The 26,771-nt window shown below is 34.0% G+C and carries 25 protein-coding genes and 1 tRNA gene; 20 read left to right on the top strand and 6 right to left on the bottom strand.

Annotation, left to right across the window (positions count from 1 at the left end; genetic code table 11):
- From CAT7_RS09920 to CAT7_RS09860, 13 genes are all read left to right on the top strand, one after another.
- Window positions 1-1,193: mechanosensitive ion channel (locus tag CAT7_RS09920; protein ID WP_007725197.1), on the top strand; the 1,193-nt coding region annotated here is incomplete at its 5' end.
- A gap of 332 nt (window positions 1,194-1,525) precedes the next feature.
- Window positions 1,526-3,016, top strand: a complete 1,491-nt coding sequence (locus CAT7_RS09915) for a DUF1538 domain-containing protein (protein ID WP_029278344.1) — start codon at window positions 1,526-1,528, stop codon at window positions 3,014-3,016.
- Window positions 3,009-3,677, top strand: a complete 669-nt coding sequence (locus CAT7_RS09910; RefSeq protein ID WP_007725195.1) for a P-II family nitrogen regulator — start codon at window positions 3,009-3,011, stop codon at window positions 3,675-3,677. Before CAT7_RS09915 ends, CAT7_RS09910 begins: the two co-directional genes overlap by 8 nt.
- A gap of 344 nt (window positions 3,678-4,021) precedes the next feature.
- Window positions 4,022-5,146, top strand: a complete 1,125-nt coding sequence (locus CAT7_RS09905; protein WP_007725192.1) for a carbohydrate kinase — start codon at window positions 4,022-4,024, stop codon at window positions 5,144-5,146.
- Between the two features lie 93 nt (window positions 5,147-5,239).
- Window positions 5,240-5,743 carry a signal peptidase I gene (locus CAT7_RS09900; protein WP_231549410.1) on the top strand — a complete coding sequence of 168 codons (504 nt, stop codon included), beginning with the start codon at window positions 5,240-5,242 and terminating at the stop codon, window positions 5,741-5,743.
- Window positions 5,744-6,334: 591 nt separating this feature from the next.
- Entirely contained in the window at window positions 6,335-6,985 is a 651-nt protein-coding gene (locus tag CAT7_RS09895; RefSeq protein ID WP_007725185.1) for a hypothetical protein, read from the top strand.
- A gap of 122 nt (window positions 6,986-7,107) precedes the next feature.
- On the top strand, window positions 7,108-8,940 hold the full coding sequence (locus CAT7_RS09890) for a hypothetical protein (RefSeq protein ID WP_007725182.1): 1,833 nt from the start codon (window positions 7,108-7,110) through the stop codon (window positions 8,938-8,940).
- Window positions 8,941-9,212: 272 nt separating this feature from the next.
- The gene (locus CAT7_RS09885) at window positions 9,213-9,905 is read left to right on the top strand and encodes a hypothetical protein (protein WP_007725177.1); all 693 of its coding nucleotides are present in this window, start codon (window positions 9,213-9,215) and stop codon (window positions 9,903-9,905) included.
- A 183-nt stretch (window positions 9,906-10,088) separates the two neighbouring features.
- The gene (locus CAT7_RS09880; RefSeq protein ID WP_007725175.1) at window positions 10,089-10,934 is read left to right on the top strand and encodes a metallophosphoesterase; all 846 of its coding nucleotides are present in this window, start codon (window positions 10,089-10,091) and stop codon (window positions 10,932-10,934) included.
- A gap of 143 nt (window positions 10,935-11,077) precedes the next feature.
- Window positions 11,078-11,965 carry an aldo/keto reductase gene (locus CAT7_RS09875; protein WP_007725173.1) on the top strand — a complete coding sequence of 296 codons (888 nt, stop codon included), beginning with the start codon at window positions 11,078-11,080 and terminating at the stop codon, window positions 11,963-11,965.
- Window positions 11,966-12,672: 707 nt separating this feature from the next.
- Complete coding sequence (locus tag CAT7_RS09870) at window positions 12,673-14,124, top strand: helix-turn-helix domain-containing protein (RefSeq protein ID WP_007725170.1); 1,452 nt, start codon at window positions 12,673-12,675, stop codon at window positions 14,122-14,124.
- A gap of 106 nt (window positions 14,125-14,230) precedes the next feature.
- On the top strand, window positions 14,231-15,232 hold the full coding sequence (locus CAT7_RS09865; RefSeq protein ID WP_007725167.1) for a Gfo/Idh/MocA family protein: 1,002 nt from the start codon (window positions 14,231-14,233) through the stop codon (window positions 15,230-15,232).
- A 152-nt stretch (window positions 15,233-15,384) separates the two neighbouring features.
- Window positions 15,385-16,695, top strand: a complete 1,311-nt coding sequence (locus CAT7_RS09860) for a DEAD/DEAH box helicase (RefSeq protein WP_035019653.1) — start codon at window positions 15,385-15,387, stop codon at window positions 16,693-16,695.
- An 80-nt stretch (window positions 16,696-16,775) separates the two neighbouring features.
- Here CAT7_RS09860 and CAT7_RS09855 read toward each other — a convergent pair whose 3' ends face one another.
- The gene (locus tag CAT7_RS09855; protein ID WP_007725161.1) at window positions 16,776-17,369 is read right to left on the bottom strand and encodes a hypothetical protein; all 594 of its coding nucleotides are present in this window, start codon (window positions 17,367-17,369) and stop codon (window positions 16,776-16,778) included.
- Window positions 17,370-17,599: 230 nt separating this feature from the next.
- Here CAT7_RS09855 and CAT7_RS12440 point away from each other — a divergent pair, with 230 nt between their 5' ends.
- The 5 genes from CAT7_RS12440 (at window position 17,600) to CAT7_RS09835 (ending at window position 21,353) form a co-directional block, all read left to right on the top strand.
- Window positions 17,600-17,761, top strand: a complete 162-nt coding sequence (locus CAT7_RS12440) for a hypothetical protein (RefSeq protein WP_007725160.1) — start codon at window positions 17,600-17,602, stop codon at window positions 17,759-17,761.
- A gap of 420 nt (window positions 17,762-18,181) precedes the next feature.
- Window positions 18,182-18,568, top strand: coding sequence for a GntR family transcriptional regulator (locus CAT7_RS09850; protein ID WP_007725158.1), 387 nt, complete (start codon window positions 18,182-18,184; stop codon window positions 18,566-18,568).
- Entirely contained in the window at window positions 18,561-19,250 is a 690-nt protein-coding gene (locus tag CAT7_RS09845) for an ABC transporter ATP-binding protein (RefSeq protein WP_007725156.1), read from the top strand. Before CAT7_RS09850 ends, CAT7_RS09845 begins: the two co-directional genes overlap by 8 nt.
- Window positions 19,247-20,080, top strand: coding sequence for a hypothetical protein (locus tag CAT7_RS09840; protein ID WP_007725154.1), 834 nt, complete (start codon window positions 19,247-19,249; stop codon window positions 20,078-20,080). Before CAT7_RS09845 ends, CAT7_RS09840 begins: the two co-directional genes overlap by 4 nt.
- Window positions 20,081-20,096: 16 nt before the next feature.
- Window positions 20,097-21,353, top strand: a complete 1,257-nt coding sequence (locus CAT7_RS09835) for a hypothetical protein (protein WP_007725152.1) — start codon at window positions 20,097-20,099, stop codon at window positions 21,351-21,353.
- Window positions 21,354-21,440: 87 nt separating this feature from the next.
- Here the strand turns inward: CAT7_RS09835 and CAT7_RS09830 are convergent.
- Together CAT7_RS09830 and CAT7_RS09825 are read right to left on the bottom strand one after the other, a co-directional pair.
- A tRNA-Arg gene (locus CAT7_RS09830) sits at window positions 21,441-21,514 on the bottom strand.
- Between the two features lie 89 nt (window positions 21,515-21,603).
- On the bottom strand, window positions 21,604-22,227 hold the full coding sequence (locus tag CAT7_RS09825; protein ID WP_007725149.1) for a TetR/AcrR family transcriptional regulator: 624 nt from the start codon (window positions 22,225-22,227) through the stop codon (window positions 21,604-21,606).
- A 434-nt stretch (window positions 22,228-22,661) separates the two neighbouring features.
- On the opposite strand from CAT7_RS09825, the gene CAT7_RS09820 reads away from it, so the two are divergent.
- Window positions 22,662-23,474 (top strand): hypothetical protein, encoded by an 813-nt coding sequence (locus CAT7_RS09820; RefSeq protein ID WP_156780544.1) that lies wholly within the window; start codon window positions 22,662-22,664, stop codon window positions 23,472-23,474.
- A gap of 74 nt (window positions 23,475-23,548) precedes the next feature.
- Here CAT7_RS09820 and CAT7_RS09815 read toward each other — a convergent pair whose 3' ends face one another.
- Window positions 23,549-24,787 carry an aminopeptidase gene (locus tag CAT7_RS09815; protein WP_007725143.1) on the bottom strand — a complete coding sequence of 413 codons (1,239 nt, stop codon included), beginning with the start codon at window positions 24,785-24,787 and terminating at the stop codon, window positions 23,549-23,551.
- 549 nt (window positions 24,788-25,336) lie between these two features.
- On the opposite strand from CAT7_RS09815, the gene CAT7_RS09810 reads away from it, so the two are divergent.
- Window positions 25,337-25,894 (top strand): TetR/AcrR family transcriptional regulator, encoded by a 558-nt coding sequence (locus CAT7_RS09810; RefSeq protein ID WP_007725140.1) that lies wholly within the window; start codon window positions 25,337-25,339, stop codon window positions 25,892-25,894.
- Window positions 25,895-25,990: 96 nt separating this feature from the next.
- On the opposite strand, the gene CAT7_RS09805 is transcribed toward CAT7_RS09810, so the two are convergent.
- Together CAT7_RS09805 and CAT7_RS12435 are read right to left on the bottom strand one after the other, a co-directional pair.
- Window positions 25,991-26,446 (bottom strand): flavodoxin, encoded by a 456-nt coding sequence (locus CAT7_RS09805; protein ID WP_007725136.1) that lies wholly within the window; start codon window positions 26,444-26,446, stop codon window positions 25,991-25,993.
- A 107-nt stretch (window positions 26,447-26,553) separates the two neighbouring features.
- On the bottom strand, window positions 26,554-26,771 hold a 218-nt coding region (locus tag CAT7_RS12435; RefSeq protein WP_007725134.1), incomplete at its 5' end, for a glycosyltransferase.

Genomic DNA, 26,771 nt, shown 5'->3' with positions numbered 1-26,771 from the left:
GAGCTATCTTGCTATTATTACTTGCATGGATTATTGCTACAGTAGTTAAAAAGGCTGTTCAAAAAGGATTGAAAGCAGCCGGATTTGGCAAACTATTAACTAAATGGGGTGTATCGAATTCGCAAGAACAAGCGGATAAAACCATCGACTCCTTAGCACAAGTCCTTTATTTCTTAGTATGGTTATTATTCTTACCAGGTATCTTAGGCATGTTGGGACTAGATGCAGTCGCTCGACCAATTTCTAATATGTTTGATACGGCTTTGAACTTCTTGCCTAACTTGTTCGCAGCTATCGTCATCATTGCTATTGGAGTAATTGTGGCTCGTTTTGTTAAAAATCTCGTTTACAACTTAGCTTTAACATTAGATGTTGATAAATGGGTATCTAAACTTACAAGTTCTAAAACAGATATAGATGCAACACCAAGTGCTAGCCAAAAGAGTACAATGGCTAAAGTATTAGGAAACATTGTTTATATTATTATCTTGATTCCAATCGTTACGATTGCTTTAGAAACATTGAATATTGACTCGATTTCTCGTCCAATCGTTGGCGTATTAAACCAAGTTTTAGCGGCTATTCCAAATATTATTGTAGCGGTAATCTTATTAGCTGTTGGAATCGCTATTGCTAAATTTGTTGGTGAATTGTTAACTGATTTACTTTCAAGTTCAGGTATCAATAACTTAACAAGATACGTGAAAAATTCAGGAAATATGAATTTTGATTTAGCTAAGATTATTGGCCAAATTGTTGCTGTCGTTATTGGTGTGTTCTTCTTAGTTGAAGCTTTAAATGTATTAAACTTAAAAGTCTTAAACACTATTGGTCAAGCAATCATCGCATACTTGCCACTTGTTCTTAGTGCTTTAATCATCTTAGGAATCGGTGTTGTAGGTGGAACTGCATTAGGAGGATTAATCAAAAAATCAACTGGGAATAAATTTGCTGGTGAAATTTTGAAATATATCTTAATCGTTCTCTCTGTATTCATGGCATTAGATCAATTACAATTTGCTACAAGTATTGTTAACTTAGCCTTTATCTTAATCTTGGGTGCGTTATCTGTTGCCTTTGCCATTGCGTTTGGTATTGGCGGACGCGACTTCGCTAAAAGTCAATTGGCTAAATTAGATAGAAAAATGGATAAAGAAAATAATTCATCAAATGATCAAGGTCCTACTTTATAAACAAGTCAATTGATAAAAAGTCGAACTTCTAATCTAAGAAGTTCGGCTTTTTTTATTTTCCCACACAAACTGTCTAGTAAAGAATGGAAAAATACAAGAATTCAGATTTTATTTAAGGTTAATTTTATGTTACACTTAGAATATGCTGATACAGTGGGTACTTGCATGGATGGTTGATGAAAGCAAAAAACTGTTTTAAATCAAACTATTGGGTCTTCAGATATATAATAAAAAAGAGGGTTTGTTCCTAATCAATCATCTTTTTGTTTTCTTCAGCAATTCTTACCATGTATAAGCTAAATTACCAAAATAAGGAAGGAAGTGTCGTTTATTTGAATATACTTACAGAAAAATTTAAAGAAGTTTTACTCTCTGTTTTACCAATTGTTGTGATCGTTTTAATTTTACATTTCACTATAGCGCCACTTGAAACCAATTTATTGTTACGTTTTTTATTAGGTGCTTTATTTATTGTTGTTGGATTAGCCATTTTTTTACTGGGAACCGATATAGGAATTAGCCCGATTGGAACGAACTTAGGAAAAGGCATCGCCAAGAGCAATAAAGTTTGGATTGTCGCTATTGCAGGAGTCGTACTAGGATTCTTCATCTCAATAGCTGAACCCGATCTGCACATTTTAGCGAACCAGATCGCCGATGTGACTGGAGGAGCAATTCCGAATATGAGCATCTTGATTTATGTTTCTATTGGAATTGCAGTAATGATGACAATTGGATTGCTGCGTATTGTATTTAATATTCCGTTGTACAAATTACTAACTGGAATTTACACTGTCATCTTTTTACTAGCTTTATTTACATCAAATGAATTTTTAGCAATCGCATTTGATGCTTCAGGAGCAACTACAGGTGCGCTAACGGTACCTTTTATGTTGGCTTTAGCATTAGGTGTATCAAATTTGAAAAAAAATGGAAAAGCATCTGAAAAAGATAGTTTTGGTTTAGTGGCTATTTCTTCTTCAGGAGCCATTATCGCAGTAATGTTGATGAATATTTTTGGGAAACAAGATGAACTTTCCGGCAGTTTAGCAGTAGATTTAACGGGAACTGAATCGGTTATTGCACCATTTATTCATCATTTCCCTATTATTATGAAAGAAATATTGATTGCTTTAGTCCCTATTGTTTCTATTTTCTTGTTGTATCAATTCTTTTTCTTGAAATTATCGAAGAAAAAGCTAGCTAAAATTATGAAAGGTGTCCTTTACGTTTTCATTGGTTTAGTTATTTTCTTAGTTGGGGTAAATGCTGGTTTCATGGAGGTCGGAAGTGTGGTAGGATATACAGTAGCGGCATTGGACAGCAGTATTTTTGTCTTGATTGTTGCTTTCGTACTAGGAATCGTAACCATATTAGCTGAACCAGCTGTTTATGTTTTAACTCATCAAATTGAAGATGTAACAAATGGCTATGTAACAAGAAAAGTTGTTCTGACAGCCTTATCTATTGGTGTTGGATTAGCGGTTCTGTTATCTATGATTCGTATCTTAGTTCCAGGCTTACAATTATGGCACTTCATTTTACCAGGATACATTTTGGCTATTGGATTGATGTATGTCACGCCAAAAATGTTTGTCGGAATGGCATTTGATGCTGGTGGAGTAGCTTCTGGACCAATGACAGCAACCTTTATTTTAGCATTCGTTCAAGGAGCAGCTGAATCAATCGAGGGAGCAGATGTCTTATTAGACGGATTTGGTATGATTGCAATGGTGGCTATGATGCCAATTATTACTTTAGAAATACTTGGTATATTATTTAAAATTAAATCTCGTAAGGGAGGACTCCACGCGAATGAGTAATACAGTAATTGAAGGTATAGACTATGATTTGCTTTTCTTAGTTGTCAATAAGGGTGTAGGTAGTAGAGCCTTGCAAATTGCTAAGAAGACGGGTGTATCAGGAGGAACCGTTTTTCGAGGTTTAGGCACAGCATCAAATTCAGCATTAAAGTTTTTTGGTCTGGAAGAAGTAAGAAAAGAAATTTTAATGATGGCTGCTCGAAAAGATACAGCTGAAGAAGCATTGGAAGCATTAACTGAAAAATTACAATTAAAAAAAAGAAATAGAGGAATTGCATTTACGATCCCTCTTGCAAACTTATTAGGAAACCGGAATTGTGTCTATAATCAAGATGCTCACGGCAGAAAGGTTGAGGATAATATGCATCAAGCTATATTTACGATTGTTGATCGTGGTCAAGCAGAAGAAGTTATTGACGCGGCTGTTGCAGCTGGGTCTCAAGGAGGAACGGTTATCAATGCCCGTGGTTCTGGGAGTCACGAGACAAGCCGACTTTTCTCAATGGACATCGAACCAGAAAAAGAAGTCGTAATGATCCTTACAGAACAACACACAACAGATGCTGTAGTGGCATCAATTAGTAACGCACTAAAAATTGAACAACCCGGAAACGGCGTACTCTTCACAGTAGACGTAACCAACACAAGAGGCCTATTTTAATAAGGATGCGGAGTTCGGCGTTTAAATTTAACTATTTTAAAAGCAAAAAAACCAATTTATTTTAAGATAAATTGGTTTTTTTGCTTTTTTTATTGAATACTGAAGAAAAGTAAATTGAAAATAAATGCTATGTAGACTAATATATTAAGTATAGTTTGAGTTCGATATTTAAAGTTTCTTCAAAAGATGTGTTACTACATAAAGAGAACCATATGAAATGCTATCTGATATAAGATGGTTTATAATAACTATTAAGGAAGTTACAACTTAGAAAATTAAGAAATGATTATCTTTTTGAAAGAATAGCAAAGTAGGAAGAAGCAATAAGAGAGGAATAAACACTTATGGGTCTTAATGAGAAAGAAAAGTTAATTTTAGAATCAATTCGTGAGAATCCTTTTATACCGCAACAAGAATTGGCTGATACAATTGGGCTGTCTCGTTCAGCTACGGCCAATCTTATTTCAGGACTTGTGAAAAAAGATTATTTGTTGGGGAAAGCTTATGTGTTAAATGAAGAAGAACCCATCATTTGTATTGGTGGAGCGAATATCGATCGACGGTATTTAGTTAAAGATACTTTGATTCAAGGAACATCGCATAACGTACAATCGCGTACAAATGTTGGGGGAGCTGCACGTAACGTTGGAGAAAATTTAGGCCGTTTGGAAGATAAAGTCATGCTGTTTTCTGTAGTTGGAAATGACGTAGAAGGCAAAATGATTGAGAGCCATTCAGAACATTTTATGAATATTAAAGCGGTTGATACGATTGAAGGTTGCCCTTCAGGAACATTTATGGAGGTAATCGATAAAAATGGGGATATGGTCTTAGGTTTAGCAGAAGTCGATATCTTTGATAGAATGACACCTGAATGGCTTAATAAACATCTTTCGGTATTGAAACGCTCAAAATATATCATCATAGATTTGAATTGTCCCAAAGAGACTATTGAATTTATAAATGGATACGCCATTAAATATAATATTCCTGTTGCTTTATTAACTGTCTCAGTTCAACGTCTAGTTAATCTTCCAAGTTATTTAGATGGAATAAGAGTAATAATTACGAAGCATAACGAAACTGCAACTTATTTTGATATGACTATTGATACAGATGAAGACCTTAGAAGTGCTGTGAAAAAATGGTTAGACAAAGGGCTTGAAAACGTTGTTATCTCAAAAGGAAGTACCAAAGTTGCTTTTGGCAACCAGGAAAAAGGAATCCATATCATCAATTATTCAAGTAATCGAGATGACCACTACAATTGGGGTATAAATGAAGCCTTTTGTGCGGGTGTCATTCATAGTAGATTTCAAGGAAAATCCCTCATTGATAGTGTAGCTGTAGGATTGACGAATGCTTACTATACGTCTAATTCATTGTATGTTGTTCGACCAAACTTATCTAAAAACCAATTAGAAAATGAATATCATGCAAGTATAGAAAACGATATTTTTTACGAATAATTCGTGACTTTTGTTTGCTTTAGAAAAACCGAGATAGATTTACTAGATAAGATATGCTATCTTTAATGAAATATGAAGATGGTGAGGAATCAAATGATGAAAACGATTAAATTTATTGGAACAACACTAGTCGTAATAGTGGTATCTATTTTCGCAGTAATTGCCGGAATTAGTTTCTTCTCTGCTCCAGATAGCAGTGGATTATTTGGCTATAAAGGCTACACAGTAGTAAGTGGAAGTATGGAACCTAAAATAGCAGTTGGAGATTTTATTATTGTTGAAACGGATCCTTACGAGGAGGTTGAAATTAAAGATGTTGTGACCTTTGAATACAATTCGGAAATTGTTACCCATAGAGTTGTAGATAAAACAGAAGAAGGATTAGTCACAAAAGGGGATGCTAATAACATCCAAGACCAAGGTTTTGTGACAGAAGATTCTTATATAGGTATCAAAAAAATACGGATACCTTATTTTGGTTATATCATTACTTTTTTACAAAAACCAATTGCATTTGCTATAATTGTTGCTTTAATGGGTGTCTATCTTATTTATCTTTACCTTTATCCGACAAAAGAGGAAGACGAGAAAGAGTGATTTTAAATAAACAACTGTTTGCTAAAAGCAGAATTATCGAACTGTCACAAATTTGACAAAAAAATATTTATGCAAGATAAAACGTATTTATTAAATAGAAAGTGGATAAAGTTATCCGCTTTCTATTTTTTTGTTTGTTTTTTTAAGTAGTGTTCTAGGGCAGTACATAAAATTAATAGTAAAAACACTGAATTATTTAGTAAATTCCAATAAATATTAACAAATACAACCATATTTCTATAAATAAAACATTATTAGTTAAATAATGTAAAATTTAAGCTATTTTTATACATGAAATATACATATTATTCTTTTTTTAGTTAAACAAATGTTATTGATTTGTTTAAAATCATAAGTATTTTCACACAATATTATAACATATCAATTTAAAACGCCATCACAATGCAATTTGTTTGATTATCAAATTAAAAAATATTCTAAATAGAGCAAACTAAAGTTATATCTTAATAGATGCATATTTACAATTTTGAATAAAAACTATATTGATTGACTTAATTTTTATCCAGTACTATAGTTACGAGTGTTGAAATATAAGAAAATAATTAAAAGATAACTGGAGGAGAATATAAAATGAAAAAAACATCAAAAAGCAGAATGAAAAAATTACCAATCTTATTAGGAACGTTATTAATCATCAGTGTAGCAGCATACGGAACACGTGCTTTCTTTTCAAATAGTGCTGATATACAAGGAGATATTCAATTGTCATTGGGTGATGTAAAAATTTCAACTGAAAATACAACTGATTGGAAATATGAACCAATTGCTACAACAACATCTAAACTAGATGTAAATGATAAATTAGGTGCAAATGTTGCTTCAGATGGTTCTATTGCAGATGCTGGAAATATTACAAATGTTCGACCTGGTGATTCATTTACAAAAACGTATATTATTGAAAATACAGGTTCACTTGATACAAAGGTGAATTTGAAATTAGCAAATATACCAGTTCCACTTTCATCAGTTAAAAATGATGTTAATTATTCAGATGGTCCGTTTACAATCAAAATACATGATTTAGAAGAAAATTTTAACCTTGAAGGTAAGAAAGATGGAATAGTTGATAAAAAAGAATTTACAGTAACTATTACTGTTGATCCAACTGTTGCCGATTCATATAACCCTTCACATAAAGAATTTCTTCCAGGTAATAAAACTACTGTAAATTATTTAAAAAATGTATTTAGCGTGAACGCTGTACAAACAAATAAAAAATAAAATGAAATAAATTTTAATAATGGATATATTAAAAGATGCTAGACTTTCGAGAAAACGGTTAGGAAATTATCTAATCGTTTTTTCTTAAGAAATTTTTTTATAAAGTAAGGGGGAGATTAGATATGAAAAAATTAAAAACTTGTTTAATTGTTTTAATTAAGATCAGTTTGATTTGTTCGGTTTTTTTTGTACTATCTCCTTCGTCAAAAGTACAAGCAATATTTAGTGACACAGCAAGTGTAAGTATGGGTATCAAATTAGAGTTAGGTACAGTAAGTTTAGTAACAAAGGACACCTCTAATATTACTGCTGCAAGTTTTACTGAAGGTGATTCTATTTTAATTGCTTCAAGTAAACTGGTAAATGAGGGTAGTTTATCCGCGAAGTTAGGCTATAAGGTCAATATAACAAAAGAAAATGGAGCAACAGTGACTTCTGCGGAACTAAAAGATACTTCAGTAACCATTAATTTTGGGACTGTAGCGAAAGAGGTAACTGCAAGTTCAGCATCTTTAAATACAAACAGCTTCATCTTTGCTAAAGACTCAAATAGTAAAGAAGTAATCCTGGAACCTAATTCAAAAGGTGAAATGCCTATCAAAGTGAGTTATAAAAGTACTGCTCCTACAAAAGATGAAAAAATAAAAGTTAGCGTCACGTTCAGATTGATTCAAGCAAATGCAGTAAATGCAAATGATCAACTGTTTTCTGATGAAGAAATATTAGAGAACACAGTTAGGCTTGTTCCAAAAACAAATGAAGAAAAAAGTTATTGGCCAGATAAAAGTACTTTTGTAGAAGCTATACATGGAAAATATAGTTATAGTTTAAAAAATATGAAAATGCTGTTTAGTGAAACCTACAATAGTTTTAATTCAACAACAAGGGATATCAAGAATTTGAATAAGGCTACTTTATACATTCAATTACCAGATAATGTACCCTTAACAACTACAGTTACTAAAAATAATGGTACAAAAGAAAACAAACCGACATATATTATTTCTCAACTGTCCACAGGTAATGAAGCTATCAAATCTAAATCTATAGAACTGAATGAAGAGCATCATGGCATAGTTATCACTTTTGAATTGGACGAAAGTTATTCCTACGATCCATCTAATTCGGATTCTTCCCTTAATTATGCAAATAAAGACAGGTTCGAACTAAGTTTAAATATTGAGATTCAAAAATATGGCATGTATGAAAACCAAAAATACGGTTATTATGACAATTCACATACTTATGATCAATTTTTTGCTACACGATTAGTTTTAAGTTCTGATTTAGTTTTACCTATAAATGGTGCGTATACGAAGTATGCTCAATTGCCAATTAAATTAACGAAAGATAAAGTGAATTTGACTTTTAAAAGATTTAATACAACTAATCCTGAATCGGCAGACCCTATAAACTTCAAAGATGTTCAAATTAATGCAAAAGATATTGGCATTGAAGTACAAGGAGGAAAGGAGAAACAAATAGTTTCTTTGCTAAATCCGGATAAGACATTCTCTTTGTGGTTAATGTCTAACGAAACATTAAATAATGCTGTCTTGAATGTAAAAATTACAGGAGATACAGGCAATACATTGATCATATCTCGAAAACTAATAAATGAGATTAAATCTCAATCTACAAATATGAGGTCAATGAAAGTTCCTTTAGTAGAGGAAAATAATAGTCAACAAATAGATACGAAAATCGCTGAAGAAGAACAAAGTTCATCAGCAAAAAGCTCTTTGACAAGTGATTCAAAAGGTGAAACTTCAGTTGAGAAAGTTACTGAAGAAAAAGTTACTGAAGAAAAAGTTATTGAAAAAACAAAAGAAGTTGAAGAAGACATTAATTCATCAGTTGTTGAGAGTACTGCTGAATGGAAAGAAAAAAATATTACTACTAAAGAAAAATTAGATGAATCTGCCACTGAAGCAAAACAAGAGATAAATAATTAAAAAATGCAAAAAAAGAGAACTAGACGAATTCGTCTAGTTCTCTTTTTTTTGCATTTTTTTTTAAATAAGACTTAATAAATAAAACTTTATGCCGATTATAGTAGTAATAGATAAAAATCTTGACATGATATTTCAATAAATGTAAGGGCTTTATTGAATAAAAATGATATTTATATCCATTTTAAACAAAAAAACGTGACATTTTAAACAAAAAGTAGTATATTTTCTGTATATAATAAATTAAAATTAGATAAGAGAAAGTGGTGTTTTTTATGAGAGTTTTGACTGTGCATACTCCTACAAATAAAAAGAACACAATTTACCTTCGTTTAAGTTTAGTTGTACTATTGGGATGGATCCTATTCTTATCAGGATACATGTTCCACCCTATTTATGTTAAAGCAATGGATGGATTAGCCAGCGCTTATCATACAACTTTTTCATCAAAACAAGTAGAAAAGAAAGACCCTTTTATGGCTGTTCTAACTCCTGGCAGCACAGAAAAAGAATTAATAGAAAAAGTAAAAGCTTTGAAAAAAGAAAAGAATCAAGAAATTACGGCTTTAAGCTACAAGGATTCGGCTCTACAAACTGAAGTACCTAACTCTGAAAAAAAATTAAACTATAAAGCCGAAACGACAAGTGAAGGAATAAAAATGAGCAATTTTTACCACAATGAAAATGCGCCATCTGATACTGCGCTTTCTAGTAAATGGGATGTGAGTAAGAATAAGTTTGACTTAGTGAGTGGTGTCCTTACGATTCAGCTAAAAATTGAAGACGACTTGAGCACATTGGATATTTTGACTCAGTCGAAAGGTCTAATAGGATTGCTAATGACCTATAATGCTGAAAAAGAAATCAGCTCGATTGATCTTGAAATAAAAAGCGGCAAAGAAAATTATTTCTTTGATTCCAATAAATTAAACACATTAGTAAGTACGAAAATGATTTATTTTAACTAACAGAATGATTCCGATTCATTCAATGAAGAGAAGCGGAATCATTCTGTTTTTTTATGCTAACCATTCGTTAGTAACCGTTTTACTTAGAAAACTATGATACAATAAGACTAACTTATTATAGTGAACAAATCAGCTGAAGCAGCTAAAGGCAATTCGTTTTAGCTTGGTCAAGGAGGAATACGTATGTCAGGATGGACAATAGTAGGTATAATCGTAGCAATTGTATGTAGTATCATTCTTTATTTATATTTACAAAATACACAACTACAACGAAAAAAAATTGAAATACAGCTCCCTTTTACAGAGAATAGTTTAAGCGGAACTAAGATTATTCACTTGAGTGATTTTCATTTGCCACGTCAAGGTGTGTCACTAAAGAAATTGATTGAAAAAGTAGCAAAAGAAAAACCAGATATGATTGCATTAACCGGTGATTTAATTGATGTACGAGCTGATTTCCCGCAAGAACAATTGGAGTATTTGTGTCGCGCCCTTGTTGAGATTGCTCCAACGTTTGCAGTAACCGGAAATCATGATTTAGGTTCAGGTCATTTGCAAAAGTGGGAAACAACCCTAACCTCCTCTGGTGTCAGGGTATTGATTGATGAAGCAGAGTGGTTGCCAGTCGGTGATGATGGAATAGTAGTGATGGGACTGTCTGAAAAAGAAGATTTTGATGCAACGCCAAAACCTATTTTGAGAGGTGTAATGATTGAAGAACCATTACGGACAAAACCGCGTATTTTATTGGCACATCGACCAGAATTGTTTGAAGAGTATTTAATGGATTTAACACGTGTTCCTGCTCTTACGCTTAGTGGGCATGCTCATGGCGGTCAAGTTAGATTGCCTTTCTTAGGCGGCTTGTTTGCACCCGGACAAGGCAAGTTCCCGGCGTATACTAGTGGGATTTATTATGATCCTGAAATGCCTGCTTACCGAATGATGGTCAGCCGAGGAATTGGAAATTCTACGTTCCCGTTGCGCGTTAATAATCGTCCAGAAATGGTCGTAATCGTTTTACATTAAGAAATTATACTAGATAACAAAAAAGCGACTAAATACAAAAAATTTTGTGTTTAGTTGTTTTTTGGTTTTGTAAGTGTTTTCTTTTGAAGTTTCTGTCACTCTTGTTTACACTAAAGGTAACAAAGTTTAGGAGGCGGATAACGATGGTAGTAAGCTTATTAGACAGAATGGCACTAAACAATGGGTATACAATTCCAGGAATTGGTTTAGGAACATACGGAATGAAAGGCCAAGAAGCTGAAGATGTGGTTTTTTCAGCTATTATGAAAGGTTATCGTTTGATAGATACAGCTTCAATGTACGATAATGAAGAAGATGTTGGACGTGGAATCAATCGTGCGGTCAGTTCAGGTGTTTCTCGAGATGAAATTTTTGTGGTAACCAAAATCTGGAAAACAGATGCTGGATTTGATAATGCAATTCAATCTTTTGAAGCTAGTTTAAAACGTTTAAATCAACCTTATGTAGACTTATTATTGATTCATTGGCCGGATAAAGATGCTGCTGTAAACTTAGATACATGGAGAGCTTTAGAAGATATCTATGAATCTGGCAGAGCAAAATCAATCGGTGTATCTAACTTTAGCAGAGGCGACTTGGCTGAATTATTAAAAGAAGTAAAAGTACGTCCAGCAGTCAATCAGTTTGAAATCTATCCAGGAAATCCAAATCAAGACTTAAACGACTATTGCGATTCTGAAAATATTGTATCAATGGCTTATAGCCCATTGAAAAGAGGGAATGTTAGTAAAGAGCGGCACTTAACAACAATTGGCGAAAAATATGGCAAGACTCCATCACAAGTAGCTTTACGTTGGGATATCGAACGAGATGTCATTCCCATTCCAAAATCGGGCAACAAAGATCGGCTTCAGGAAAATGCCGAAGTGTTTGACTTTGCGTTATCTGATGAAGACATGAATACCATTAACAACTTAGATAAGCAAAATAGAGATCGAAATCCTAATAGTTTGATTCGTTCTGAAGTTATGAGATCTCGTAACCATAGAGAAAAGAAACAAGGACGTTAATAAAAAATAATCATTAAACTAATCATAAAAATGAATAAACTCGGCATTAAAGCGAGTAGATTGTAATAGACCAATGAATAGTGTACTTTTTAAGCAACATTTATTCATTGGTTTTTTTTATGTAAAAGAAAAAGGACAAATGTTTAAAAGTGGTATTTACCTCATCAAATAAATGTATTCATAATTTGCCTATTGTAGTGCAGATATTGAAATGAAAATTTGATTAGAGAATGATATACTGATTATACCTCATAAAAAGGAGTGACGCCGTGAAAAGAAAAACAATTGTTTGCCATTTATCAGTCTCTTTTCCAACTCCCAAATTACCCCTCCAAGCTCATCTACTAACCCTTAGGAACAAAAAAAGTAGACCTATACCCCATATTTATACCTTTACGAATTAAATTTTATTTATCTATTTTTTTAAAACAATCACGTATACCTACGATTTGTCTGGCAAACTTATCTTTACGGATGGTTTTTTAACTTCTTTTATTCAATAAAGCTAGCTGTACACTTCTTCCCCATCTATTCACAATACCTCATGCCAAGTTGTGGTAGATTACGCCCCCACATACAATTTTTGTTTGTAAGTCCTCCTCGCAAGAATCGTCTATGCTAGTAGGCGGTTCTTTGTTTAGCAAAAATAACATTGCTTTATTCGTGTTGACTGAGTAAAAAATAAGAACGTGGGAGTGATGGTTGCCATGAGATTATTAATCGATTCAAGTTCGTTGAGACGCTTAGAATTGATGGAATTATTAAATAGCAGTGACGAATGGTGGACAATTGAAGAAATTGCATTACGGTTAAAGTGTTCTGTCCGTAGTATCAAAGCGGATATTTATTATTATAATACTTTTACAAGTCATTCTATTAAATTAATTACATCTAATCATCGTGGAGTGAAGTTGATTTTACCAGTTGATTTTCAAATGGAAAGTTTTTATCAACAAATTTTAGCTGAAAATATAAATAGTCAAATAATAGAATGCTTGTACCAGGAAAAGATGGATTCGATAGAAGAATATGCTGAACATTTATTTATCAGTACATCTTCTATTATACGCAGCATTAAACACATCGATTTATTTCTTAGGAATTATAAGTTGACCGTGCAAAAGAGTCCGATGAGAATAATCGGAACAGAGAAACAAATACGGTATTTTTATGGTGTTTTTTTCTGGGGAAAATATGGATCTAAAATCGACGAAACAGGGTTTCTGAAACTCAATGTGGTAAATCGTATCATAAGAATGCTTGAAGAAAAAACAACTATCGTCTTATCTCCTATTATGGAAGATAAATTAACGATTTGTCTGCATATTTGTTTTGAACGCATCAGCAAAGGTTACATATTACTACAGTATACAGCACCTGTCGCAGTAAATAATATTCTTTTAGAAATCTTTGAAGATCTTATAAAGGATGTACCATTAAACATACCAAAGCCGGAAATTGAATTTTTGGGCTTTTATTTTACAAATCGTTATCTAGATACAGCACCTCAACTGAACCAATTATCACAAGAATTACTGACACTATTTCAACGTATTGGTAAAGCTTTAACAGCTTTTTCTGAAAAAAATTCTTTTATACTGCCAAATAAAGAAGTTGTGCAATGCAGTATTTTTCAGTACATGGTCTATAAAAAAGAATTTCAAGGACCAGACTCTGTAATGGTCAATCGAGTAGAAAATTCATTAGTAAATATCGATAAAATTTATCAGCCGTTCATGAAATTGGTTATTTCAGAAGTAGAAGGATTGACTGACAGTGGGTGGATGATTGAAATGAAAGATGAGATAAATGAACTTTTGTATCTCTTAATCATCCAATGGGAAGGGTTGACGTCTCAGCTTTTGCAAATGCAAAAGAAAACAAGTGTATTGGTCATCTCTCAGTTTGGCAAGGCTCATGAACTTTTTTTGGCAGACATTTTAAAGAGCTATTTTCCAAATGAGTTAATATGCTATAGTCTAGCAGAGAAAAAGTTTCAGAATTTAGAAATAGAAATAGTAGTAACGGATACTAAATTAGACGCTGTTCAAAAAAATATACCAAAAGAAGTTCCAGTAATTGGCATTGAGTATATGCCAAATGAAAGAAATTGGCATACTATTCGAAGTGTCTTGATTGATAGAAAAAAAAGCCAATAATAAAACAGCAACTGTGCAAATGATTAGACTTATTTTAAATGAGGATAGAGATATGGTATGATAAAATAAAAATAATTGTAAGCGGTTTAATTAGGAGGTGGTAAGATTGTTAAATTTAGGAATTATTGGAACAAATTGGATTACGAATCAGTTTGTGGATGCTGCAATTGCTACGCAAGAGTATCAATTAGGTGGTGTTTATTCTAGGTCCATTGAAAAAGCAAAAGCATTTGGTGCACCTTACCAAGCAACGGTTTTTGAAACAAGTTTAGAAGCTTTTGCGTCGAATTCAGCTATTGATGTTGTATACATTGCTTCTCCCAATAGTATGCATTACGAACAAGCTGTAACGTTAATGAAAGCTGGCAAACACGTAATTGTTGAAAAGCCCATTTTCTCTAATCCACGCGAATGGACTTCAGCAATTAAAGTAGCTGAAGAAAATAAAGTCTTTATATTTGAAGCAGCTCGTCATGTGCATGAAGAAAATTTCAAAACTGTAAGAGAAGAAGTGAAATCGATTGGCAGTCTGCAAGGTGCAACTTTTACTTATATGAAATATTCTTCTCGTTATGATGCTGTTTTAAATGGTGAGGAACCCAATATTTTCTCTTTAAATTATTCTGGAGGAGCTTTAGCAGATTTAGGTGTCTACCCATTATATGCCGCCATTGCATGGTTTGGTATGCCAGAAAAAAGCCATTATTTCTGTACAAAGATTGTTACTGGCGTGGATGGAAAAGGGACAATTATCTTGCGGTATAAGGAATTTGATGTCACGATATTAGTCGGGAAAATTGTTAATTCCTATTTGCCAGCTGAAATTTATGGCTTGAATAAGACATTGTCAATGGACAGTATTGAATCAATTACAACGATTGAGGTGATTGATCGTAAGACAAAGTTGAAAGAAAGCATTGCAGAAAAAACTGCTGCAAACCCAATGATGGATGAAGCAAAAGCTTTTGCAGCTGTAATCAATTTTCCAGAAGATACCGCTAAACAAAAAGACTACAACGAATGGTTGAAACTAAGCGAACAAGTGAATCAAGTGATGACCGATTTGCGTAAAGATGCTGGCATCATTTTTGCAGCAGATAAAGAATAAAATTTAAACAGGATAAACGGCTCGAATAGATATTCGGGCTTTTTATCCTGTTTTTATTTAAATATACTCATTAGGTAACAGAAAAGTTAGCTCAAATCGAATAATTTTGATATGATAGACGTTGACAGCAACACAAAAGAAACGAGGATTAAATGATGATAGAAAACAGTTTACCTGCATTTAAAAACTATTGGGAAACATTAGCTTACAAAGAGGCATCTGCTATTCAAGAGAAAGTTTATGAACCTTTAAAAACAGGGAAAGACGTGGTGGGTATTTCGCCAACAGGAACGGGTAAAACAGTTGCTTATACACTTCCAACGTTAGAACAAGTTGAGGCAAAAGCTGGCTTACAAGTTGTGATTTTAACGCCTTCACAAGAATTATCGATTCAAGTCGGAGAAGTAGTCCAAGAGTGGGCTAGCCAACTTGGCTTAAGCTCTCAAACCATCATTGGTGGTGCAAATTTGAAACGTCAACTCGATAAGTTGAAAGATAAACCAGAAATCATCGTTGGTACCCCAGGCCGAATTTTTGAAATTTCTGAAACGAAGAAATTAAAATTACATGCAGTAAAAACTGTTATTTTAGATGAAGCCGATCAATTATTGCAACAAGAACAGTTATCAACCGTAAGAAAACTAGTCAATAAAATGCCTGGACAACGTCAAATGGGCTTCTTCTCGGCTACCAGCAATGAATTGATGGAAGATTTGCCAAAATGGTTTAATGTAGAGCCGCAATGGATTGATGCTACAAAGGATGATCAATCTAAAGGTGAAGTGCTTCATGCTTACATCGAAACCCCTACGCGTAAAAGGGTAGAGACGCTTAGACGCTTGACGCATATGAAAGATTTCAGAGGATTGGTTTTTGTGAACAACGTTGCTAATTTGACATTAGCTTTTGAAAAACTAACGTATGAAGGCATATCAGTAGCCGTTTTACATGGTGAAAAATACAAAACAGAGCGCAAACAAGCCTTGCAACAATTCCGTGATGGCAAAATAAAGTTATTGTTAACAACGGATGTAGGCTCTAGAGGGTTAGATATTAAAGACTTGCCGTTTGTGATTCAATATGATGTTCCACAAACGAAAGAAAGTTACATTCACCGTTCAGGCAGAACGGCTCGTATGGGTAAGACAGGGACCGTTTTGACATTAGTTAATGAACGCGAGTTAAGAGAATTCAAAAAACTAATCTCGTCGTTGGAAATCAAATTGAGCCAAGTATATTTGTATGGCGGAGAAATCGTAAAAGACTTGCCAATTGCAGAAGAACAACCAGAGAGAAAAGAAGCCGTAAAAGCACCTATTAAAGAGAAAAAAATAATCAAACCAGTAGTTGTGAAACCTGAAAAAGAAATCATTGAACCGGTTAAGAAAAAGAAAAAACACCGCAAAAAAGTAGACAAAAATAAAGGAGCTCGCAGAAAAACCAAAAATAAAGAAACAGATTAAATTAAAAAACGCCTAAAAATACCTTTTTGTATTTTTAGGCGTTTTTTAATTTAGCATGCATTTCATAAAGGTAAACATGTTTAGAAACTATCACTTGGTATTTTCCAACCAGCATCTAGAAATTCTTGTGAGGTAACGGGGTAAAAAATAACGGATCCGTTAGCTGATTTTAAAACAAATAATCCATCTTTATCGACAAGTTCTAGTGTCAATAAATAGGTTTCAGCGGTGTTTTCGAGATTTGAATCAGGTGTATAAAGTTCTAATGTTAGGGTAGTTCCTTCGATAGTGTAATCAAGGATGTCGCTACTGCCTAACGTTGTTCCCCATTCACCAGGAATAAAGGTATCATTGGTTATTGCTACAGTATATTTGCCAATAGCAGATTGAAAAGGTTCGTTTTCTTTTGAGTCGAAAGTAGCCCAGTAGCCTTTAAAGTCATCGAATGTAATGATGCCATCATCTTTTTTGGTGTCACTTGATTCAATGTATTGAGCTATCACAGCGCTTGAATGGGAAGAAGTCGTTTCTTTTTGGTTAGAAAGAGCACTCTTTGTATTCAATGAGGTTTCAGTTGTGCTGCAACCAGTAAGAACGAACAGAGTCATAAAAAAAACAAGAATTACGATAGGATAGGATAAAATAGAATAATGGCTTACCTTTAACTTGCTCATTAAAATTCCTCATTTCGTTGTGATCAAATCCTTTGACATTAGTGTAACAAGATTTAGAAAAGAAACAAAGAGATATGCTAGTGAACAAGCTTAATGGAGTGTTGGCAAACACTTATAGAAATAAGCTTAAAAATTTGACACACGCTTTCATTTTGGTGAAAATGGTATTGAGAAGAAAGAAAAAGTTGTTTTTGTCTAATACTTGATTAAAAAAGTGAGGATGAGAGTGTATGCTGAAAAATGGATTGTTTATGATGACGATTGGATTTATTGTCGTTATATTAGGTCTTACAGGTCTAGATGAACACCGCATACTCGTTTTAGGAATTGGCATCGTGCTGATTATTATAGGTTTTGTTTTGTACAACAAAGCTGAAAAGAGAGCAGATTAATGGTTCTAAAGTAAAAGTTAGTGGTACTAGTGGAATAGGGGAGAGATTTTTCCTAAATAAAAAAAAGCAATTAATCAAATTAAATCCTAAAACCAGAGGAACTAAGCATCGTTTCGCTGGTTGTTATTTAGTACGGGTAATCAGTCAAAGGCAATGTTTATCGACTAAAATAGTTCTACACGAACTTAAGCATATGAATTAAGGAGCAACACCGTTCAGCTCCTGTAGTCTTTCTTTCATCATACGAACGAAAGTTCTGTTAGTGAAGACGAACACTTGAAAAAGTTGTTGACAGTAAAGTGTGTGAACCATATAATACAGATAAAGAAGTGTATTAAGTGATTCATACGTATTTTTTTACCTAGTGTGTATTAACTGGTTAATACAGTTGGAAGAAAATAAAGAAAACAGGAGGCTGCTATGAACGTAAACTTCAATAAACGAGATCCGCTTTATGAACAAGTTGTGCGTCATTTTAAAGAGGAAATCGCAGCAGGAACATTAGTACCTGGTCAAGAAGTTCCATCTAGACGAGAATTGGCTAATCAGTTAAAAATCAACCCCAATACTGCTCAGCGAGCTTATAAAGAAATGGAGGAACAAGGCTTGATTTATACCGAAAGCAATTCACCTAGTAAACTTACAAAAGACCAAAGTATTTTGGGAGCTGTGCAAGATGAGTTGCTAGAAGAAGCTGTTTCTTCATTTGTAACGGCTATACGGCCCATTCGAGTGCCACTTGATAAAATCATTGGATTGATTAAAGAGAAATACGCTGTTGAAGAAAAGGAGGAGAAAAATGATTGAAGTAAAAGGATTAACGAAAAAATTTGGACGGAAAAAAGTTTTAAAGGGGATTTCATTTACGGCTAACAAAGGTGAAATTACCTGTATCATCGGCATTAATGGTGTAGGAAAAACGACGATATTGAATGCAATCATGAACTTGACTCCCGTAAATAGTGGCGAAGTTCTGATTGATGGAGAAAAAATTAGTAAAGCTAGTTATGAAAAAATCACGTTCATCCCAGATACGATGACGATGTTGCCAGGGTTCAGAATCGAACAAGCCATGCAATTTATGCAAGATTTTTATCAAACTTGGAATCAAAAGCGCGCAGATGAATTACTTGGTTTTTTTAAACTAGAAAAGACAGACAAAATCTCTGCTCTTTCTAAAGGGAATACGGCAAAGGTGAATCTGCTGTTGGGATTAGCTTTAGACGTTGATTATTTATTAATGGATGAGCCTTTTTCTGGAATAGATATTTTTAGCCGCGAACAAATTACAGCTGTTTTTACCAGTCACTTGATTGAAAATCGCGGCGTGATTATTACGACACATGAAATCAATGATATTGAGCATTTGATTGATAAAGTGGTCTTAATTGATGAGGGAATGGTATTGAGAGAGTTTAATGCAGAGCAGGTCCGTGAAGAGGAAGGGAAATCGGTTGTTGATGTTATGAGAGAGGTGTTCCAACCATGAAAAATTATTTGAAACTGGTCAATTTTGAATTTAATCGCTGTGCAAAATTATATTTTGTCTTGATTGGATTGACAGCTGTGTCGCAACTGATAGCTGTTTTTGTAGAATCTAGAAGGTACTTAAGTCAAGTAAACGTAGCTCTCTATCAAGATAAAATTCCTAAAGCACAGTTTTTAAGCGAAACTGGCGAAATGAGTATGTTTTGGATCGTAAATAATGCTTGGTTTTCTTTACCTATCATTATTTGTATAACGGCGATGTTATTTTATAGTTTCTTTATTTGGTACATTGAATGGATGGGGAAAAATAGCTTTATCTACCGTTTATTGATGTTGCCAACGGCTCGTATGAACATTTTTTGGTCCAAATTAACAACAATCGCCTTAATGATTTTTGGATTGATTGCAGCGCAACTTACTTTATTGCTGATTGAAGGTCAATTGTTAGAATGGCTAGTTACAAACGAGTTTAGAGTAGATTTATCCATCCAACAATTAAGTGAATCATCCTATTTCCTTGCTATCCTAATACCAAAATCTTTTATTGCTTTTATCATGCATTATGGTGCTGGATTTGGGATGCTTTTAATTGTCTTCACGGTGATCTTATTTGAAAGAAGTTTCCGTTTTAAAGGGATGCTACTAGGTTTAGTTTTTGGCACAGTCGCATTTCTCCTGTTCTTCCTGCCAACTATTGCTAGTGAAGTAGTGGGTTTTAAAGGGCTTTACCCAGAAGAATTACTCATTGCAGAACTTGTTTTAGGGTTAATGGTTATTGGATTAAGCAGTTGGACAAGCCATTATTTATTAAATAAAAAAGTAACGGTCTAAAAAGGAGGCAAAGAAAATGAAACGTTATAAGAAAATAATTGCACTGGTAGTTGTAGTCGTTTTTTCAATTGGAATTTATTATATTCAGCCCCTTTTTGGGCCAAATAAAAAACCTGAATTTTCTGTTGTAGCAAAAAGTGGCGATAAAAGCTTAACCGAAAACATGTCAATAACAGGGTATTATTATGAAAACAGTCAATTAGGGATAGGAACAGAGATGAAAATAACTCCGGGTAAAACAATTTATCAATCGGAGAAATCTTATTTAGATCAATTAAAAAGTTTTGGAAATATTAATGAAAAAATAAGCCAATTACAAGAGGATTATAGAGGCTTTATGCGTGGGAAAAATTCTGATTTGGCTAATTTTTATGAAGATGAGATGATATTAGCCTATGCAGAGATTACAACTGATGCCTTTTCAACGATTTCAAAAGATTCGAAAATCACTATTGATGTGTTAAATAAACAGACGAATGAAGAAAGTTCTTTTTCAGTTAATCTTCCGAAAGCAGACGAATATGGCTATATGTATGTAGAAGATGTGCAAGTGGCAAACAATCAATTAATCGTGATTACCAATGGTTACCGCGTAAACAGTAGTAATAGTCAAGATGAACAGCACTTATATTCAATCAGTCTACCAAAGGAAAAAATTGAAAAAGACGAAAAAATTCAGTTAGATTTGATTGATTCTAAAGGCAAACAGATTCAATATGTAGAATTAATGAATGCATCAACGAGCATTACTTCAGCTAACTACTTGGTTTACCGTGTAGAGCTAAATGATGATTCAACAAATATGGATATGTATGAAGAAAATCAAGTGATGTCTCTGCCTGTGTATGAATTGATTGGCGTGAATGTAGAAACTGGTGAACAATTTCTAATCAATGGTTCAGAAGAATTAAACCGCCATGGAATAGCAGCTATATTGTCAACTGAAAGTAACAACTTGTATTTTTATAAAAAAGATGGCGCTAATTTATCGTTGTATGAGTACGATTTAAATCAAAAAGAACTGACAGAAGTTAAAGCAGGCGAATTGTCAGCTGCTCAACAGGCAATGTTTAATGAAGGTGTAATCGTGCAAGTTCGCGAAGGCGTCATGTACTTTGTTACGTCTTATAAAATAGGAGACAACGAACTACAGATGCTGGCTTTTGACAGCAATTCTGGTGAACTTGTTTTTGAAGGAATAATCGAGGAAAAAACGGATTATCCAGCTAAAAGAGAAGAAGTTCATATAGAAAACATTTTATTTGAACAATAGTAAGTAAAGAAGCAAGGCACTCAGTCCAAGTTTAATTGGAAAAAAGTGGCTTGCTTCTTTTTTATGGTTAGAGATATTGTAGCTAGATGATCCTAGAGAGATTTGAACTCCCGACCTAACGTTTAGGAAACGTTTGCTCTATCCACCTGAGCTATAGGACCTCTTCAACACAGGTTCTATTTTCTCATAATTTAAAATGAATGTCTAGATGTAAGAAGCAAGAGCAGATAGATTTCTAAAAATAAGGAGGCTAATCTACGAATTCTTCATCGGATACAAGATTCACAGCGGGTAGACTAAAAATACTACGGTCTAAAATGAAAATGTCTGTTAATTGCTGAGCGGCTTCAGTAGGAGAAGAAGCATAATCATTTTCGTCCCATTCCGCTAAGTAGCCATATATACCATTCGCAATATAGGCAGCTAGTGGGTCTGGTGATTTTAATGCGTGCTGGGCAGTTGAGAAAAAATTCTTAATCAGGAAATCTTTTACTACAGCAGAAAATTGCATTTGGAAATTCAAGAAACCAACCGTGTGAATGGCTAAATGAAAAAAATTGCGGTGGTCATAAATAAAAGTGAATAGGGCATCGGATAAAAGAACTGTTTTTAGGTTAGAATAGCAGACATCTTGATAGTTATTTTCTAGCATAGTCGCTAACTGTTCTAAAAAGTCATCTTGTATTTCTTGTAAAATATCTTCCTTATAAGCATAATGTTTATAAAAAGTCCCTCTGTTCACTCCGGCTTTGTTTACGATTTCTGTAATGGTAATGGTTTTAAAATCACGTTCATTTAATAAGCCCATTAATGTGTCAGATATAGCTTTTTTACTTCGCAAAATGCGTATATCAATCACTTCTTTTTGCACCATAAAGTTTCCTCCTCGTATTTAGGGTAATGCAAATGAGTAGCTATGTATAACGGGAATATCATGATATAAAAAGCAAGAAAATAACTAGATATATCTATCAGTATACCCGAAAAGAAGATTTAAAAGATAAAATCTGATGAAATAAGTAGTGAACAATTGGTGACAAATGGCTGATATGTCACCAATTGTTCAAACATTAAAAAAAAAGGGGCTCTATTCATTTGAAAATCATTTTAAATGAGTCAAAAACGTGTGGCGGAAAAAAGAATGAAAAAAAGTGCTTAAAAATAAAAAAACATATGCTATAATTGAAACGAATAAACGGATTGGTAAATAGGTTAAGGAGTGGGCAGAAAAAGATGGGTATAAGGAATCTAGTAAAAAAATGGATCAGAGTGCAGAATAAGGAATCAGCTATATCGGATGTTACAGTTTTGGAAAAAAGTGAAAACGTTTTTTTTGAGACTGAACAAGAAATAAGTCGACCAACAGAGTATGATGCATTTTATGACATGATTGACCAAGAAACCGAATTAACAGGAACCGTTTTATTGTCTCAATATGATGAAGAATTTGGTAACGATATCTTAAAATTAGTAGTAAACGGCATGCCTGTTTTCATTGTGCGGGAAGACTTAGCATTTAAAAAGCAGCAACTGCCTTTGGCACATTACGTAGGTGAAACGATTTATTTTCAATTGATTGAAGTAAATGAAGAAAAAGGTTTCCTAATAGGTTCGACTAAAAAAATTAAAGAAAAAGAATTTGATAGACTACATATGCAGTTAAAAGAGGGCAAGACGTTTCAAGCGAAAGTAACAAAAATTTTGCGTTACGGCGCTTATCTGGTTATTGGGGATACATCGGTCCAGATGCTCAATAAAGATTTTGCTGAAGACCATACAACAATAGGCGATATTTTAACTATTGGGGATAGCATAGAAGTAAGGTTTAATCGCATTACTGAAAATAAAAATTTGCGAGTTGAGCCGCTTGTGAAATATAAAAATGAGGTATCTGTTTCTTTAGCAGATATAGAACCAAATCAAGTGGTTTTAGGAACGGTTAGGAATATCAAAAAGTGGGGAATCTTTGTAAGGATTGCACCCAATTTAGATGCTCTATGCTCTATTCCTACTCATCTAGAAGTAAGAGAAGGCGACAAGGTCTCTTTTAAAATCACACAAGTCTTAACAGAAGAAAAACGTATTCGAGGAAAGATTGTTCGTTTGGTAAATAATAACTAAAACAGTAGAAAATGACAGAAAAAAAGAACGACTAGGAAAATGCTAGTCGTTCTTTTACTTTATTCACTATCGGACTAAGCCCAATCGCCATTACGGAAGACTGGAACGGTGCTGCCGTCTGCACGGATACCGTCTACATCCATTTTATCTGAACCAATCATGAAGTCGACATGAACAGTTGAGCGGTTTAGACCAGCTGCTTGTAATTCTTCTTCAGACATTTCTGTTCCGCCAATCAAGCTAAAGGCATAAGCTGAACCTAAGGCCAAATGGTTTGAAGCATTTTCATCAAATAAGGTATTGTAGAAAACGATACCTGATTGAGAGATAGGAGAAGGATCTGGAACTAAAGCAACTTCACCTAAACGTGCAGAACCTGCATCGGTTGCAACTAAGTTTTTCAAGACGGATTCGCCTTGTTCAGCAGTTACGTTGATAACTTTTCCATCTTTAAATATAAATTCCATATTTAAAATCGTGTTTCCTGCATAGCTTAATGGTTTAGTACTGCGAACCACACCATCAACGCGATTTGCGTCAGGAGCAGTGAAGACTTCTTCAGTGGGCATATTTGCCATGAATCGTTCGCCACGAACGTTGTCGCTGCCTGCGCCTTCCCAACGGTGTCCTTCAGGTAAACCAACTGTTAAATCAGTACCAGGAGCTGTGTAGTGCAAAGCTACAAATTGTTCTTTATTTAATTCGTCTGCTTTTTCATTTAAAGTGATGTCCTTTTTAGCCCATGACTCAACTGGGTCAGCATCGTAAAGGTTAACGGCTTTAAAGATAGCATCCCATAAAGCGTCAACTTGTTCTTCTTCAGTTGTTAAATCTGGGAATACTTTAGCAGCCCATTTAGCACCAGCAGCTGCAGCAACAGTCCAGCTCACTTTATTTGCTTGCGTAGCTTTACGTTGTTCGCTTAATGCAATGCCAGCTGCTGATTGATAAGCAGCGATTTTATCACTATCTACACCAGATAATGCATCTGGATCTGAAGAACGAACGCTGATACGGCTAGCACCTTTAGCTACTTGATCTAAGGATTCGTCAATTTTGTATTGTGGAATATCGGTTAAGCGTTCTTGAGGCGTTCCGATAAATTGTTCACGGTTCACAACATCATCTGCCCATTTCACGATGACTTCTGTAGCGCCTAAAGCATAGGCTTCTTTAGTGATCAAACGAGCCAATGGTGCTTGATCCACATCGATTTGTAAGACAACTGTGTGTCCTTTTGTCACATTGATACCCGATTTAACGAGCAAATGTGCATATTTTTGTAGATTTTCTTCAAAGTTTGGCAATACCATATTCTTTTCCTCCTAGAAATACGAAATGAGGGTGGAACAAAAGAAACTAAAAGCAATTGAGGATTCTTCTAGTTCGTTCAGTTTCAGACTCTTACTAAATAATAATAGCACACGAAAGTTAGAGAAACAATTTTACAAAAAGAGTTTTTTTTAAATGAGAAAGATTGAATCAGATTAAAGTAATCCCTGTTCGTAGTTTAGGCTCAATTTTCAGACTGAGGAATAACTAGACCAATTTAGGCTGCTGATTAATTAGTCAACAGATGTTCATATTTGCGAGACAAAAAAGTTCTCTTTTAATCACATTAGTGATAGAATAAGTTAAGGATGATTGAAGAAAAGATCTGATTAACTTAGGTACAAGGTAGGGTTTAAGAAAGAAAATTAAAAATAATGTCGTTTGGTACTGGACTTAATTTCAAGATGAGGTTAGTCAGTTAGTTATAAAAAACGAAGGCAAAAACGGTTGGTTCTGTTGGAAAATGATTAAAGGATAAAAAGATAAATTATCCTAATCGATGGTAAATGATACCGAAGAGGTGAGTTGAAATGGCTAGAAAAAAAACAATTCTAAAATCACAAATTCTTGAAACAGCGTACCAAGTTGTGAAAACAGAAGGATTTGAAGGTTTTACAGCACGCAACATTGCTAAAAAGATGGATTGCTCAACCCAACCCATTTATTTAGAATTCAAAAACATGGATGACTTAAAACAAGAACTCGTCGAAAAGATAAAAACATATATAAATGAGACCATCTACCAAAAAGATCGAGTGGAAGATCCTTTACTCAATATGTGTTTAAATTATATTTATTTTGCAAAAAATGAACCTATCTTTTTTAAAGCCTTATACTTTGAATCCCAATTAGATACGGATCAAATGCATACTATCTCTTTTGATAAGATGATGGAAATTTTCAAAGAAATGGAAGGAACGAAAGAGTTGTCAAAAGCTGAAAAAATAAAATTATTTAAACATATTTGGATTACGGTCCATGGGACAGCTGTTTTGATTGCTCAAGAGTTCTTGAAGTTCCATGAAAAAGATGTAACGGATTATATCAAACAAGCATTGTTACAGTCAGTACCAAATTATACAGACTAATAAAAAAGCTTTCCCGCTATTATATTGCGGGAAAGCTTTTTTTTGACTGGCAATAAATTTCTTGCAGAATGGACGAATTTGCTTGTGGGAGCCGTTTTAAGACAAAGAGGCCGCTTTTTCTACTAATAATTTGGCGAAAGCTTCTAGGTTTTCAATATCTTCGTCATTGGCATCTAAATCGACTTTAACACTTTCTGCGCCTTTTACAGCACCAATTGAAGCCAACTTATCAGCGAAATCATCTACAGATTGACAAAATTTTTCATAGAAATGATCTCCTGAACCGAATGCCCCAAAAACTTTTCCTGTTAAATCAATTTCACTCAACTCTTCATAAAAATCGACGAATTCATCTGGTAGATTAGCATCATTTCCATAAGTATACGTACCGATGATGCAGATATCGACATCTAAAAAGTCTTCCGGTTCAGCCTGCATGCTTTCAACCATTTCAACATCTACACCTAAATCTTCTAGAGCCTTCTCTACAATAGTTGCGCATTCTTGTGTGTTGCCGGTTAAACTTGCAAAGACAATCAAAGCTTTTGCCATTTTTCATCTCATCCTTTTCTATGCTTGTGTAGTTCCTTTGCAAAGTATACCAAAGGAAAGGTTAATTCTGCAATGGAAGTCATGTTTTATCCAAGTAAACTACTTGTTTAAGAGTGTGCTAATTCCTCATAAAGAGCAAAAGTATGACGGTAAAACCGTTCAAGAGAAAACTCGTTGGAAGCTAACTGATAAAGACGTTCCCCTTTAGGCGCTAATGTCTGATTTTCCCAGGCAGCATAAGCTTCATTAAGTGCATCTGTTAACGACTCAGTAGATCCAGCTGGAACACACCAGCCATAACTTTTATCCGGCACTAATAGAGCAA

The organism is Carnobacterium sp. AT7 (assembly GCF_000171855.1).
GTDB classification, from domain to species: domain Bacteria; phylum Bacillota; class Bacilli; order Lactobacillales; family Carnobacteriaceae; genus Carnobacterium_B; species Carnobacterium_B jeotgali.
Note: the sequence above shows the minus strand (reverse complement) of the source record. Positions and strands in the feature narration are given on the sequence as shown.